This is a genomic window from Nostoc flagelliforme FACHB-838, from assembly GCF_014698065.1.
GTDB lineage: Bacteria > Cyanobacteriota > Cyanobacteriia > Cyanobacteriales > Nostocaceae > Nostoc > Nostoc flagelliforme_B.
This window is the reverse complement of the sequence record NZ_JACJSI010000006.1, coordinates 156,239-170,929: the sequence shown is the minus strand read 5'-3', so window position 1 is coordinate 170,929 and position 14,691 is coordinate 156,239. Positions and strand designations below refer to the sequence as shown.

Annotated in this window: 11 protein-coding genes and 1 pseudogene; 4 read left to right on the top strand and 8 right to left on the bottom strand. The window is 41.6% G+C overall.

Features of this window, described 5'->3' with window-relative positions:
* Positions 1-221: pseudogene (locus H6G97_RS05350) on the top strand (ISKra4 family transposase); the annotation flags it as partial.
* A gap of 32 nt (positions 222-253) precedes the next feature.
* Here H6G97_RS05350 and H6G97_RS05345 read toward each other — a convergent pair.
* Together H6G97_RS05345 and polA are read right to left on the bottom strand one after the other, a co-directional pair.
* Positions 254-1,171, bottom strand: a complete 918-nt coding sequence (locus H6G97_RS05345; RefSeq protein ID WP_190939653.1) for an ABC transporter substrate-binding protein — start codon at positions 1,169-1,171, stop codon at positions 254-256.
* A gap of 128 nt (positions 1,172-1,299) precedes the next feature.
* The gene (gene polA / locus H6G97_RS05340) at positions 1,300-4,242 is read right to left on the bottom strand and encodes a DNA polymerase I (protein WP_190939652.1); all 2,943 of its coding nucleotides are present in this window, start codon (positions 4,240-4,242) and stop codon (positions 1,300-1,302) included.
* Between the two features lie 550 nt (positions 4,243-4,792).
* On the opposite strand from polA, the gene H6G97_RS05335 reads away from it, so the two are divergent.
* Both H6G97_RS05335 and H6G97_RS05330 read left to right on the top strand, forming a co-directional pair.
* Positions 4,793-5,500, top strand: a complete 708-nt coding sequence (locus H6G97_RS05335; RefSeq protein WP_190939651.1) for a choice-of-anchor E domain-containing protein — start codon at positions 4,793-4,795, stop codon at positions 5,498-5,500.
* Between the two features lie 256 nt (positions 5,501-5,756).
* A complete protein-coding gene (locus H6G97_RS05330) occupies positions 5,757-6,608 on the top strand; it encodes a Cof-type HAD-IIB family hydrolase (protein WP_190939650.1) in 852 nt (283 codons plus the stop codon).
* 180 nt (positions 6,609-6,788) lie between these two features.
* On the opposite strand, the gene H6G97_RS05325 is transcribed toward H6G97_RS05330, so the two are convergent.
* Entirely contained in the window at positions 6,789-7,490 is a 702-nt protein-coding gene (locus H6G97_RS05325) for a DALR anticodon-binding domain-containing protein (protein WP_338421583.1), read from the bottom strand.
* A 526-nt stretch (positions 7,491-8,016) separates the two neighbouring features.
* On the opposite strand from H6G97_RS05325, the gene H6G97_RS05320 reads away from it, so the two are divergent.
* Positions 8,017-8,736, top strand: a complete 720-nt coding sequence (locus H6G97_RS05320) for a Crp/Fnr family transcriptional regulator (RefSeq protein WP_012412419.1) — start codon at positions 8,017-8,019, stop codon at positions 8,734-8,736.
* A 79-nt stretch (positions 8,737-8,815) separates the two neighbouring features.
* Here H6G97_RS05320 and H6G97_RS05315 read toward each other — a convergent pair whose 3' ends face one another.
* From H6G97_RS05315 to H6G97_RS05295, 5 genes are all read right to left on the bottom strand, one after another.
* Positions 8,816-9,862, bottom strand: a complete 1,047-nt coding sequence (locus tag H6G97_RS05315; protein ID WP_190939648.1) for a PstS family phosphate ABC transporter substrate-binding protein — start codon at positions 9,860-9,862, stop codon at positions 8,816-8,818.
* A gap of 454 nt (positions 9,863-10,316) precedes the next feature.
* Positions 10,317-10,487 (bottom strand): hypothetical protein, encoded by a 171-nt coding sequence (locus H6G97_RS55320; RefSeq protein WP_338421582.1) that lies wholly within the window; start codon positions 10,485-10,487, stop codon positions 10,317-10,319.
* A gap of 161 nt (positions 10,488-10,648) precedes the next feature.
* The gene (locus H6G97_RS05305) at positions 10,649-11,695 is read right to left on the bottom strand and encodes a PstS family phosphate ABC transporter substrate-binding protein (protein ID WP_190939647.1); all 1,047 of its coding nucleotides are present in this window, start codon (positions 11,693-11,695) and stop codon (positions 10,649-10,651) included.
* Positions 11,696-11,719: 24 nt separating this feature from the next.
* A complete protein-coding gene (locus H6G97_RS05300) occupies positions 11,720-13,123 on the bottom strand; it encodes a serine/threonine-protein kinase (RefSeq protein ID WP_190939646.1) in 1,404 nt (467 codons plus the stop codon).
* A 386-nt stretch (positions 13,124-13,509) separates the two neighbouring features.
* Positions 13,510-14,523, bottom strand: a complete 1,014-nt coding sequence (locus H6G97_RS05295) for a LysR family transcriptional regulator (RefSeq protein WP_190939645.1) — start codon at positions 14,521-14,523, stop codon at positions 13,510-13,512.
* Positions 14,524-14,691: the final 168 nt, after the last annotated feature.

The following is a 14,691-nucleotide window of genomic DNA, read 5'->3' as shown; positions in this document are numbered from 1 at the left end:
AGAACTTCATTACTTATCTTGAAAAACATCGCTCTCGTATTGTCAACTATGCCTATTACCAGGCTGAACAACTTTGTTCTATTGGTTCTGGAGCAGTTGAATCTGCTATTAAACAAATTGGTGCGAGGATTAAAATTTCTGGCGCACAGTGGAATGTTGATAGTGTTAATCACATCCTCTCTATTCGTTGTGCTTATCTCAATGGTTTATTAGCTATTTGAGTCTTTCTGCCAAAAGTGGATGCTCCCCTTGTTTAAACAACTTGTTTAAGCTGCTGACAAGCCTTTTCAATTGCATTTATGCTACCTGGATTCACCAGACCAAAATAATCAAACACATAGACTCGGTTATTTTTGGTCGCTTGTAGTTGCTGCCAAAAAGCTTCCTTTTTTAAAGAATCTAAAAGCGCCGCTTCCGAATTTCCTTGTGGAGGATTAACCAAAATTATTACCTCTGGATTTGCTTCTAAAATTTTCTCAGCCGAAAGCGTCACATAGCCACCAACTGGACTTTTGCCTTGTAAATCTGCTGCTATATTTTTCGCTTGAAATTTCGCCAGCAAATCCCCTGCCCAACTATTTTTATTCGGCGCTAAAATTGGTTGACGACTAACCAGCGCTAGAGTAGAAAAACCCTGAGTTGGCTTTTCTGGCAAGAAACTTTTGTAACGACTTAACAAAGGCTGAGGATCAGCGTCAATTGATTTAGCAAGTGTTTTAGTAAGCTCTTCTAGAGATTCCCAGCTATTCACTTTGGTGAGCAGAGTTGAAATTCCTAACTGCTGAAGTTTTTGAATTGGGATATTAGAAAAACCTTCAGCGCCAATAACTAAATCTGGTTTAAGTGCTACAACTTTCTCTAAATTTGGCGGACTTTGACCTTCGCTAACGCGGGGAATATCCTTGAATCTTGAGTCATTCTTGAATAATTTACTACCAGTGATTCCAATAATTTTTGTTTGATCAAGTCGATAAATAATATCAGCAGAAAGGGAAGAAAGAGCAACAACTCTTTTTGCTGATCCTTTTGGTAATTGCTGAGAATTTGTGTTTGTCGTCTCAGTAATGTTTTCCACTTGGGTTTGTGGTTGTTGAGTATTTGCAGTGGTGCAAGCAACTAAAACTATACTCAACAAAACTGCGAAAGCAGATAAGAGCCAACGACGATGCATATTAAAATTCCTTCTGGGGTAACAATGGTATAAAATTGATCTCGAGTCAGGCTGTAGTAACTGCTAACACAGATTTACGCCTATCACAATGTAATTTAATTGTTTCAATCCCCAATCCCCAGTTAAACTTACTTCGTCTCCATCCAATTTTCACCAACACGCGCATCCACCAGCAACGGCACACTCAACTGCACTGCATTTTCCATCACCGACTTAATTTGCAGTTGTAATTCTTCCCACTCATGAGGAGGGATTTCAAACACTAATTCATCGTGAACTTGCAACAACAAACGCGCCTGATATTGCTTCAACACCTCATGCAATCTCACCATTGCAATTTTGATAATATCCGCATTAGAACCTTGAATTGGTGCATTAGCCGCAGAGCGTAATAAACCCGCATCGTAAGCACCCAAATTCTTCAATTTACTCAGATCAATATCTTCTGGGTTACTGCCTTTTAGCTTGCGTAAACTGTTATTAGTAAAGTCAAAATAGCGACGGCGACCGAAAATAGTTTCTACATAACCAAGAGCGATCGCTTCTTTTTTCACTCGCTCCAAATATGCAAATACTTTCGGATATCGTTCATTAAACCGCTTAATAAACTCGTTGGCAATGGTCTTATCTATCCCAGTTGAGCGTGAAAACCTGAGAGAACCCATTCCATAAATCACGCCAAAATTGATAGTTTTTGCGATACCTCGTTCTTCTGATGTGATATTTTCTTTTTCAAACACTAAACGTGCTGTCACAGTGTGAACATCTTCATTCTGCTGATATGCTTGCACTAATATCGGCTCTTGACTTAAATGAGCCAAAATCCGCAATTCAATTTGTGAGTAATCAGCAGCCACCATTAACCAACCAGATTCTGGCAAAAATGCCTTCCGAATTTGGCGACTAAAAGCTGTACGAATCGGGATATTTTGCAAATTCGGATTAGAAGAGGATAATCTACCAGTTGATGTTGCTGCTTGATTAAAATCAGTATGTACTCGCTGTGTATCTGGACGCACCAATGCAGGTAAGGCATCAACATAAGTAGACTTTAATTTAGATAGGGTGCGATACTCAATAATCGCCTCTACAAATCCAGTGTTATCATCTTCTTGAAGTTTTTCTAGTGTTGCTGCGTCTGTAGAGAAGCCCGTTTGAATTTTACGAGAATGTCTAGTGCTTAATCCCAACTTTTCAAACAAAATTTGGCTCAATTGTTTAGGAGAACCCAAGTTAAAATTTTCCCCAGCTATTTCAGTTGCTTCCTCTTTTAACCTGGCTAACTCAGTTTCTAAATGCTGTGAAAGTTCTTGTAAATAAGCAGAATTAATGCGAACACCCGTGTATTCCATTTGGGCTAAAACCGCTTCTAGTGGCTGTTCCACTTCCACTAATAGCTTAGACAAAGTTGGGATTTTATCAAGTTCCTCACGCAATTTCACCACTAAACGGAAAGTAGAATAAGCATCCATACCGCAGTAATCTGCTACGGCGGGAATATCTATATCAGCGATGGTTTTGCCTTTAGGAACTAAATCCAAATAACTTTTTGCTATCAATCCCAAATATCGCTGCGACAAATCCATCAAATTATGACTTGAATCGGGATTTAGAATGTAACTTGCCAGCATGGGATCAAACACTACTCCTGCCAAATTAATTCCTTGACACTTTAAAACTAAGCGGTCAAATTTAGCATTTTGTAGAGCTTTAGGATAATCAGTACTTTCGAGAATTGGGCGTAATGCTTCTAGCGCCAAATCTTTACGCAAATTTTCCCCAGTTTTATGCCCCACGGGAATATAGGCTACTTCATCTGGTTCCGTTCCCCAACAGCAACCAATTCCTACTAACTCAGCATCTCTTGGTTCTAAAGCTGTAGTTTCAGTGTCCCAAGCAACGGGTGTCTCTGGATTAGTGAATTTTTGCAAAAGTTTCACTAACTCAGTGAGTTTGGCTTCGGTGTTGATGATGCGTGGTGTAATTGGAGAAGTAGATTGTTGTGGAACTGCTGCTGTATCACTAGCACTGAAAAACCATAAATCATTATCTTCATCAGCGCTGACTTCTGAGTTAGTATTGGGATTACTTTTGTCTATTTTGGCTTCTTCTTTATCTTCAATTTTCCCACCAAAACGTTGTTGGAGGTCGTTTATCCTGCCTAAAAAAGACTTGAATTCTAATTTTTCTAAAATTGGTGATAATACGCTTGTATCAAAACCTTTTAATTTGCAATCTTCTAAATCAAATTCTATAGGAACATCTAAAACTATGGTTGCCAAATAGCGAGACTTATCGGCATCTTCTTTACCTGCTGCCAGTTTCTTCTGAGTTGCGCCTTTAATTTCATCTAATGCAGCATAAACATTCTCAAGTGAACCATAAGTATTCAGCAGCTGCACTGCTGTTTTTTCGCCAATTCCCTTGACACCAGGAATATTATCTGATTTATCACCACAAAGAGCTTTGAAATCAATAATTTGTGAAGGCAAAACGCCCATTTTCTCTTTGACTTGTTCTGCTTCAAATTCCGTGATGCTATTTGTAGAGCGCTTTAGGGCATCTGGACTAAAATTTAGAACAGTGATTTCTTTATCAGAATCTATTAGTTGAAATAAATCGCGATCGCCAGTCAGAATCTTCACCCTATACCCAGCCGCAGTTACTCGTTGTGCTAAGGTTCCTAAAACATCATCTGCCTCGAAACCAGGGGCAGTAAAAAATGGTAGATTGAAGCCATTGAGCAACTCATGCAGGTTTTCTAAATCGGGAATGAAGTCTTCCGGCGTTTCCGGGCGATCGGCTTTATAAGTCTCATCAGCTTCGTGACGAAAAGTTGCCTCAGCCAAATCAAAAGCGATCGCCATTGCTTGGGGCTGTTGTGTTGCCATTACCTCCAGCAGGCACTTCACAAAACCAAAACATATACTGGTAGGAATCCCCGTTTTGGTACGCAGTCCTCCATCTCGCCCTTTGGCGAAAGCAAAGTATGAACGATAAGCCAGCGAGTGTCCATCTACGAGGATGAATGTGGGCCGTGTTGCAGTTGCAGAAGTAAAAGTTTCAGACATAGCCCTATTTTAGCCAGAAGCTTTGTCACATAGTTAGCAATTTCCGATGCTTGTTCAGCTTGGCTTTGGTGACAATAGCCCAGTTTTGTGTACCAATTACTATTGAGTATAATTTTGGCAAACCAATGTCTACGCATTTGCAGCTTTAGTACGGAAGCCAAGTATAACCAACTTTTGGCAGGGATACCAGCCCAATTAAGCACGTAAGTATAAGCATAGTAACCAGATAGTAACTACATCCCCAACCTATCATCAGAAGCCAGGGATCTATCTCTTGAGCGTTTTATGTTTAATTAGATTGACCTAGCTTACTTCTCAGCAACCAACAAAAACTAGCTTAATATTTCGACATAATATTACTACTTTCAAAACGTCTTGCCTTAATAAAACTTTATATATATCAATCAAAAAGTCTATTTTTCGTAAAAATTTGAACATAATAACTTTACATAAAGTTACGTATATTTATCAAGACTATAAGTAAAGTTTCAGAGTTAGAAATAAGTTACTTATCCCGTAATGATTAATTTTAGAAAAGCATCTTCCATACATGACAACAAAACTATTCAACACTCTAGCTGCTGCCACAACTTTGGTAGGAATTATTGCCACATCTGGAGTAGCTAATGCAGCTTCTCTCTCATACACTAGTTCCACTAATTACCAGTTTACAGATATCATTGAGCTACCTTTGAGCATCCAAAAATTTGACTCATCTCTAGGCACACTCAAGGGTGTAACGATAGGATTTACTGGTGACATACTCGGCAATGCAGGTTTTGAAAATAGAAGTCCAACCCCAAGTATAGTCACAGTAAAACTTGGCAGTGAATTGAACTTACAGCTAAATAATCAGTCTTTGTTTGCACTGAATCCACAATATACTTCCAGTTATCAAGTTACCAAATACGATAACATCACTGATTATAAAGGCACATCTGGAAACACTCTTTCTAACTTAACTGCTACACAATCTGGTCTCCAGACTTTCACTAATACGCAATTCTTACAGTCTTTCATTGGTAATGGCAACATAGACTTTTTGTTCTCAGCTATAGCCGACTCACTAGTTACAGGATCGGGCAACATGAGATCCTATATTGATACTTATGCCAAGGCAGGTATCACAGTAACTTATGAGTACGATGATGTGAAATCAGTACCTGAACCCACCACCACACTTGGAGTTGGTTTAATTGCTGGGCTTTGTCTGTTATCACAACGCAAAAAAAGCTGGATTAAGGTGTCCAATTCATAGACTTTTTTGAACAGGTAGGTTTTTTCCATCCCACCTATCGGTCAGGCATCTAAATTTAAATTAAAATCCCCGATTTTTTCGAGAATCGGGTTTTTTGTTGCGACTACTAGTCAGAATTTTAACAACTTAATTGTGTTACTCAGCATCCTCACAGCAAGAAAATTGGATTGACTAGAGAAGCCAATTATTTTCTATTACTCCCCACTGGTCGCTAGAGCCTGTTAACCTCTTACTGGAACTTAAAATCTAGGAAATTATGCAGAAAGCATCTACTGACAATCAGGCTGCTGCAAAAGACATTAAACTACTAGTTTTGGATATAGATGGGACGATCGCAGGGCACTCTAACACCATTAGCAAACTTGTAAAGCAAGCAATCTTTGCAGCGCAAGCACGAGGAATTCAAGTGGCGATCGCTACAGGTCGAATGTATCGGTCAGCCTTGCGCTTTCACCAAGACATTGGCTCTACCCTACCATTAATGGCCTATCAGGGAGCCTGGATTCAAGACCCGATCACCCAAAAAATCCATCGCCATTGGGCTGTTTCCAGGGAAATCGCCCACAAGTTACTCGACCATTTTGAACAGCCTGAGTTGCGATCGCTCCTATCTGTCCACTTTTACATCAACGATCAGCTATACGTTCGTGAGTTAACCAGAGAAACTCAAATTTATGCAGAACGTTCTGGTGTTATCGCTATTCCCGTGGGTGATTTGCGTCAAGCCTTAACAGATGAACCGACGAAAATTCTTGCTTTGTCTGATGACATTGATGTAATCGACAAGCTACTAGGAAATTTGCGCCGTCAATACACACCCGCTGAACTTTATCTGACAACATCTGTTGCAACCTTCTTTGAAGCAACTAACGCCTCTGTGAATAAGGGGACTGCTGTACGTTACCTAGCTGAAGAATTGTTGGGATTAGAGTTAGCCAATGTTATGGCGATTGGTGATAACTTCAATGATGTGGAGATGCTGGAGTATGCCGGACTTGGTATAGCTATGGGCAATGCACCAGAAGGAGTGCAAGCGATCGCGCAGTGGGTGGCTCCCAGCGTAGAGGAAGATGGAGCAGCAGTAGCAATTGAAAAGTTTTTGCTGTAGTGAGGGCACTTTTTCAAGCCAAATCCATATAAATCAGAAAGGACACCGACGACTGGCCGTGTTTCGTCTCGGTGCCCTAGCTGGTTCGCTCCTCACACACCTGCTAATGTAGCTGAGGTGGTGCATTGAGTCAATAGCTATGATAAAAGTTTTTATTTTTGCCTAAGCGACATTACCGATTTATAACTCCAAGGGCGCAAAAACCCCCAAGTTTTCCTCTAGGACAAATCTTAATACTGACTGAGTAGCCATAAGCAATCCGAGTCTGGCTTGAGCTAGCTCTGGTGAGTTAATTTTCACCTCACCCCAAATCCGGCAATTAGACCAAAACTTTTCAAAAGCTTGGCTCAAATTCAGCGCTACTTTTTCCCATTTCACAGAATCGCTAACATCAGGGCACTCTATGTTGTCTACCACTTGTATTAATTCGCCAATTAGACGACGCTCATCTGGGTGATTTAGCCGCAGTGTTCCGTCACCATTAAGCCAAGGTAAAGGGTTAGGAGAGATAACACTCCAAAAAGCTGGATTAGGATTTGGAACTGGTTCTCTAAGTTTAATCAATCCCTCTCTATGAGCCAAAAGCACTAGCGAACAGCAGCGTGCATGAGCGTACTGAACAGCAAACAAATTGGGCATTGGGCATTGAAAAGAGGCAGAGGGGCGGGGTGCAGGGGGCAGAGGGGAAAATTCTTCTCCCTTGCTCCCTGCTCCCTGCTCCCCTGCTTCTTCTCCACTCCCGACTACAAGACTTTGTAACCAAGTAGCTAAGGCTGAGTGAGTTAATTCAAAATGTATCCAACCAGGGGGAACTATTTGGATACTAAAAACGTCGTCACAAATCCCTGATAAATCAGATGCGATCGCACTGGCAAGCTCCATCGCTTTTCGATTCTGAGATTTTGATAGTCCCAGAGACACACTTGAGGTGTATAAAATTCTATTATTATCTCTAACTTTATGTAGAGGAATTTTCTCATATTTTATGCATTGATTTTCTGCTTTATAAGTATCAATGCTTAGTGACTTTATTGAATAACTGTACACTAACTGTTTGATTGACGTATATTTGCTAACTTGTATTTTATAATGCACGTAATATTATTTAAATCGTCATGTAAGATATATTTGCTACTTTTCTGTCATCTATCTTGCGGTATAAATTTAATTTAGATAAAGAAAAATGAGAATAGGATAAAATTTGATGAATAATCGATGAATAGTAAGTAAACTTTACTACCATCATTGTACAGTAGGAAGTATAACAAAAGAGTAGAGAGTTAATTTGCTTTCTATTCTTTGGATTGGCTGGCGCTGTTAGGCGTTAAGCCTGCCTCGTCAACACAAAGACACTCCTTGCACCCTTTTATTTACGTCTTTGTCTTCAGCCGAACGCTCTTTGTTACCTATGCAATCTCCATCCTCCTTTTCTGAGGCATCACGGCCTTTTTTAACTTGGCAACGCATTCTTGACTGGGCTCAAGAACACTACCGCTGCCGCACCTTTAGCAAAGATGAGCGCATTCCAGCCCGGCCTGGATTGCTGTATTTGGTGCAAAGGGGGGCGATCCGTATGGTAGGAACCGCCCAAGTTAGTGCGACAGCTAGTCAGCTAACATCTCGACGAATCAACAGAACCCCAGAAGAAGCGTTCTTGGGTTTTGTCGGAGCGGGACAGCCATTTGAAATTGTTGCTCAATCACCATTCACACTCCAGGCTTACGCCCATGTTGACCAAACTGCGGTGTTGTGGATGTACTGGCACGATTTAGACAATTGGCCTCACTTCCGTCGTGAAGTTATGGATGCCTTTAGGTATCAGCACCAGCGTAAGCTGCTGTGGCTGAGTGCCTTGGGACAACGCCGCACAATTGACCGGCTCTTAGGATTTCTCACATTGTTAATTGAGGAATATGGAGAACCAGCAATGAGCGACACTGATCCTGATGTGATTCGCGGCTATTGTCTGCCTTTCCCCCTCACCCATGCCCAAATTGGTAGCGCGATTGGTTCCACTCGTGTTACCGTTACCCGCTTGATGGGTAAGCTGCGTCAACGTGGCTTAATCCTGACTCAAGGGGATAATTTAATATGCTTGCCAGCAGAGTCGATTAATAGAGCTGGTTAAAGTACTGTTCAGAGCGGCGATTTCCGCCACTCTGTCTTAAATGCGATGGGCTATACCCTACCGGAGGCGATCGCAGGTGTCAGCGAATTTTGACAAACCCAGCTTGGCTAATCAGTTCCTGTCCCTGCTCAGTCAGCAGTAAGTTGGCGTAAGCGACACCTGCTTGTTGCTCAATCTGACCATTCTGTTTGACCACCACAAACAGATTCCGGGTAATCGGGTATTTTCCTGATTGGAAAGCCTCAATGTTCAACTTGTTCCGTTTACCAGGACATTCAGACGGGAGGACAGAAGGTTCTTGGTATGGTGCAATGTATTGCCCTTGCGTCCGCCCCAACGGCAAGGCTTTGATTGAGCATTGAGGAATCACCTCTGGGGCAGAAGCGTAGTAGATGCTACCAGGACTACCAGCCAATTTTTGTAAGGCTTGGGTGGTTGTGGAGATAAATTCCACATTGGAGCTGAAAGCTTGACCGCCCAAGATGTCTTGGACAAAAAGTTCGACTGTACCGCCATCAGCAATGCGGCGGGAATAGGGCTTAATCGGGATATTGGGGCCACCCACCTGGCTCCAATTATTGATTTTGCCTGTGTAAATTGACTTTAACTGTTCTACCGTTATTCCTGGGATATTCAGGTTGGGATTAACTGCGACTGCCAAACCATCAATTGCCACAGGAATTTGTTTTAAACTGAACCCACGCTGCTGGGCACGGCTTAATTCCTGATCTAAAACTGGTCGGGAGGACTGGGCAAAGGCTAGTTGACCGTCTATCAAGGATTGGATACCAGTATTAGAACCAGGAGATGCATTGCTGGGTTCTACATAGCGCAGCCTGAACTCTGGTCGTGCGGCTTGAATTGCTGGATCAACTACTAGTCGAATTGGTGCCCAAGATGTACTGCCACCGTAATTAAATAATCCTGTAGGAACATCCTTTACTAAAGAGAAAGTTCCGCTGCTAGGTTTTCCTGATGCGGCTTGGGGCGTGTTGCTGTTACCAGAATTAATTGTATTTATCTGTACCCCAGACTTTCTGCTAAACCACCAAAAACCGCCAGCTATTAGCCCGACGGTGATTAAAATTGATAATACAAGAATAGGTATTTCATTTTTTTGGGACATAGTAAATTACCCCCGCGTCCATTCAATATAAGTGCTTGATTGATACTTGCTACTTGAGATTGTATTTGGAGGACGGGTATTTTGTTAGAAAATTCTGACTTCTGACTACTTTAGAAGCGAAGGTATAATAATTTCATTTGGATGATTTGTATTTTGTCTCAAGGTTTGAGTGCTGGGAAGAATAAATTGACACTAGAATTTTCCTATAAAGCTCAATTTCCCATCTTGAGAGTTTTTTTAGGTTAAGTATTGGTTAATTTTTAATTTTTTATTGCTGACTAATGCACTGGTTGAAAGTCATAACCAGTGCGAGAGCGAGAACCAGGAACAATTTTTACAAGTTCTGGCGCATTGCGTTAGCGTAGCTCCTCCCGAAGGGAGGCTCGCTTGATGCTAAAAACCGAATTGTACCAGAAGCGCCAGTGGTAGAAAAGTCAGAGGAGGTTAGTGCTTGTTAGACTCCAGAACGTGTGGGGTTACGTTTTAATGCCTCAATCAGAGCTACAGTGGCATCATAGCTGAGGGCGCTTCGCCAACTCACATCCCCACCCCATAGCTGCCGCGATTTCTGAGGAAAATCTGATTTAGGATCGCCCTGAATATGCCAGGGAACTGCCACTACCATGAACAAATTTAAATAAAGAAAAAATGTCTATATATTTGTAGAACTTACGGATTAAGATAAAAAACGAATTACTCTCAACACAGATAACACTGAGAAATAAGAGTTTGAGAGTTTTTGCGTAAGTCCTAATTTGATTATTTGGCTAATTTTAACCATTTTAATCATTTAATTCTGACAAATCCAGCTTTTTCGATCAATTCTTGACCTTGAGGTGTAAGCAGCCAATTGACATAAGCTTCACCAGCTTTTTGGTCTGTTTGACCATTTTGTTTAACGATTACAAATAAATTCCGGGTAATTGCATAGTCTCCACTACGAAATGCTTGACTATTCAATTGATTACGTTTACTGGGACATTCCGATTGGGGTATAAACGGTTCTTGATAAGGAGGCACAAATTGACCGCTTGTGCGACCTAGTGGTAGGGACTTAATCGTACACTGGGGTACAACCTCTGGGGCAGAAGCATAGTAAATTGCGCCAGTATTCATCGCTATCTTTCGTACTGCTTCTGTGGTCGTGCCAATGTAACTAACATTAGTACCAAACTTGTCTTTATTTAAAACATTTTCTACAAAAAACTCCACTGTTCCCCCAGCTTCTTGGCTGCGAGAGTAGACTATAATTGGTAAATTTGGCCCACCCACCTGTTGCCAATTAGTAATCTTGCCAGTGTAGATGTCTTTGAGTTGGGCAACAGTTAAACCAGGAATATTCAAATTGTGGTTAACTGCGATCGCAATACCATCAATCGCCACTGGAATTTCTTTCAAACTAAATTCTTTTTGTTTAGCTTCTGTATTTTCTTCAGCTTTAACTGAGCGAGAAGATTGAGAAAAAGCTAGTTGATTATCTATCAACATCCGAATGCCAGTTCCAGATCCTGCTTGACCGGAAGGAGGTTGAGTATAGCGTAAAGTAAATTGAGGGCACAGGCTTTCTAGTACGGAGTCTACGTCTTTACGGATGGGTGCCCAGGTTGTACTACCACCATAATTGAATGTCCCATCCGGGAGATTCGGCACGTTACATCTGTTGTTGACAAACTGGTTTATGGGATTACCTGTATTGCTATTCCCCGAAGTTTTAGCAACAGTTCCATTTAGTTGCGCCCACCGTTCCATAAAAAACCATAGACCACCAAAGATTAAACCAATAGTGATGACAACGGCTAAGAAAAGACTAAGCGTTTCGTTTTTCTGAGACATAGGTGGCTCTTAACAGCAGGAATTTTAAAGTATTAGAGATAATAATTTATAAATAAGTCGAAAGATGGCTGTGATTGAAATGGCTACTAAGCCTGCTCCAACTGCTAAAAAAACTACTTCTTGAATGGCAAGCCCCCCTTGTAAAAAGGGGACAAAAAAAATAATCGCAAAAGTAATTGTGGGAATAATTAATAAATCGAATTTTTCAATCCACCGTCTAGTTTGGGCAAATATTAGTATTCCTAAAATCACACACGCAACACTTAAAGTAACTATTAGGTCTTTTACGAGACTGAAGAGAGCGATCGCAATTAATGCACCCTCAAATCCACTAAATGCCGCCCCACCCAATAATTCCAATGTAGAAAACGCTGGTTTAGTTGATGGACGGCGGGGAACGACGGGATTAGAACCTTTGGATGGTTGTGGTGGGAGGGTTACAGAGGGCGAATTCAGTTGTGTAGGGGCTTGAGCCGCCTGTGGGTTAAGTGCATATAGAACCTCCAGGGCTGACTGGAAGCGTTGATTAGCAGCAGGTAGCAGCATTTTATCTAATATGTCAGCAAGGTGTGGGTTGACACTTACTTGAGTTCGCCATTTCCACTGGTTGCTATAGGCATCAAATAGTTGAATTGCTTCCTGGTTTGTTAACAAGGTAATAAGAGTTACCGCCAACGCGTATAAGTCTGTAGATGGAAATACTTGGCCGCCAGCCATCTGCTCAGGCGGTGCAAATCCCATAGAATAAATTCCTGTAGAAGAACCCACAGAACCAGGTACAGCGTTTGTTACTTGCTTGACTGCGCCAAAATCTAGTAAAAAAAGTTTACCATCACGACGACGCATGATGTTTGAAGGTTTGATGTCTCTGTGGATAATGCCTCTATCATGGACAAACTTTAGTACCTTCAAGATTTCTTGCAGCACTTCCAACACTTGCTGTTCAGAAAATTTACCATTTTGAATTAATTCTTGCTCTAAGTTTTGCCCATCAATATATTCTTGCACCAAGTAAAAAAATTGGTCTTCTTGTACTGATTGCAAGCTATTAACTATCACTGGAAAAAAAGCAAACAAGTCAGGAATTTGCTCGTGGTCATTACCAAGCTGTGCTAAAACTTCTGCTTCTCTCTCAAACATTAACTGCGCTTGTTGCAGCTGATCTGAGGTTAAATTTCCCGATGGTTGAAACTGCTTAACTACGCATTGACGCATTCCTGGTATTCGGCGATCGCGTGCCAAAAACGCTGCTCCAAACCCGCCTCTTCCCAGCAGCTTCGTTGGCACGTATCGACCATCTAGTAGCAGTGGCATACCACAGGTAGTGCAATACTTTTGCTGGGTTGTTTTCAGGGTTGTAATATTATCTAAATCGGCAAAATAGTTTTGTGGGCGTGGACAACGTGGACGAGTGCAGTAAACTTCCATTTTCGTAATTAGTCAAAATAATTCGTAATTGATAATGACGCTCTCTACCAGACGCTACGCGTAGCTTACTGCCCCATAGGGGTACGCGGACTGGCTAACGCTACGCGTAGCTTACTGCCCCATAGGGGTACGCGGACTGGCTAACGTTACGCTAACGTACTTCGTAAATACTTCAGGTTACAGAAAAACTAAATTTATTAATCAAGAACCAAAAACTTTTTTCCTGATGTTAAACCCCTGGTTTGCTTACAGCATCCTGCACAAACAGCAATGGGTTAATAATTACGAATTACGTTAGCGACACAGCAGCTTCATTACGAATTATTTGGCCATTGGTAATTTACAAAAAACACCGGACAAATGACAAACGACTAAATAACGTGATTTTAGCCTTCGCCGGATAAGTTGGGTGTTAGTACCTCCAGTGTAGTTAATACTATGTTTTTTTGTGCTAATTTTAACACATTTTGATTCCATTCTGGGTTAGCAAACTGGGGCAAGATTTCTTGACTAAAAGCTTCTGCGGCTTTGGATCTATAGCGATTGGGATTAAAAATCAGCCACAGTGTCCGTTTGACAACGACACCTTCAATGGGGGTACGGTGTAGAACACCCATTTGTAACTCTTTAGCGATCGCACTAGTTGAAACAAAGGCAGCCCCCAAACCAGATTGCACAGCATTTTTAATCGCTTCAATGGAATTTAATTCCATTTCCACCTTCAAACGTCTGGGATCAATTTCACAACGTGACAGCACTTGGTCAATAACTTTGCGGATAGTCGATTGAGAATCTAGGGCAATGAATTGTAATTTGTATAGGTCTTCTTTTTGGATTGTTTCAAGTTTGGCAAAGGGATGAAATACAGGTAAGATCAGCGCTAGTTCGTCTTCAGCGTAAGGAATAACTTCTAACGATTCTGACAGTTCACCAGGAATTTCACCGCCGATAATTGCTAGATCAACTTGTCCATTAGCCACGCTCCAAGCAGTCCGCCGGGTAGAGTGGACGTGTAGTTGTACTGCCACATCGGCATATTTTTGTCGGAACATCCCGATCATTTTGGGCAAAAGATAAGTGCCGGTGGTTTGAGAAGCACCGACAATTAAAGTACCACCTTGGAGATTTTGTAAATCCTCGATCGCTCGGCAGGTTTCCTGACACAGACTGAGAATTTTTTCGCCGTAGCTTAAGAGTAGATGCCCTGCTTCGGTTAATTGGGCGCGTCGTCCTCCACGATCGAATAAAGGAACATCGAGCTGCCGTTCGAGATTTTGCACTTGCAAACTCACGGCAGGCTGTGAGACGTAAAGACTATCAGCGGCACGCTTGAAGCTTCCTTCTACAGCGATCGCTTTCAGGATACGTAACTGATCTAAAGTGAAAGGAAGGTCAGACATAAGGCTCAACCCACAAACTTTTAAAGGAGCGGATGCACACAACAAATCAGGTTTAGCAGCAATTAGCTGGGCGTGATTTGTTGGATATTAAACTTGAAGGCTTAACTCGAAAAAGACAGTAGCACAACATCTAGACTAAAGTCTCCTTTTGAATACTTTGTGGTATTG

Bases quoted from the DNA above. Each gene is read 5' to 3' on its own strand.
- H6G97_RS05305 (WP_190939647.1), bottom strand. From the start codon at position 11,695: ATGTCTCAGAAAAACGAAACGCTTAGTCTTTTCTTAGCCGTTGTCATC.
- polA (WP_190939652.1), bottom strand. From the start codon at position 4,242: ATGTCTGAAACTTTTACTTCTGCAACTGCAACACGGCCCACATTCATC.
- H6G97_RS05345 (WP_190939653.1), bottom strand. From the start codon at position 1,171: ATGCATCGTCGTTGGCTCTTATCTGCTTTCGCAGTTTTGTTGAGTATA.
- H6G97_RS05320 (WP_012412419.1), top strand. From the start codon at position 8,017: ATGCAATCTCCATCCTCCTTTTCTGAGGCATCACGGCCTTTTTTAACT.
- H6G97_RS05315 (WP_190939648.1), bottom strand. From the start codon at position 9,862: ATGTCCCAAAAAAATGAAATACCTATTCTTGTATTATCAATTTTAATC.
- H6G97_RS05300 (WP_190939646.1), bottom strand. From the start codon at position 13,123: ATGGAAGTTTACTGCACTCGTCCACGTTGTCCACGCCCACAAAACTAT.
- H6G97_RS05325 (WP_338421583.1), bottom strand. From the start codon at position 7,490: ATGGAGCTTGCCAGTGCGATCGCATCTGATTTATCAGGGATTTGTGAC.
- H6G97_RS05335 (WP_190939651.1), top strand. From the start codon at position 4,793: ATGACAACAAAACTATTCAACACTCTAGCTGCTGCCACAACTTTGGTA.
- H6G97_RS05295 (WP_190939645.1), bottom strand. From the start codon at position 14,523: ATGTCTGACCTTCCTTTCACTTTAGATCAGTTACGTATCCTGAAAGCG.
- H6G97_RS55320 (WP_338421582.1), bottom strand. From the start codon at position 10,487: ATGGTAGTGGCAGTTCCCTGGCATATTCAGGGCGATCCTAAATCAGAT.
- H6G97_RS05330 (WP_190939650.1), top strand. From the start codon at position 5,757: ATGCAGAAAGCATCTACTGACAATCAGGCTGCTGCAAAAGACATTAAA.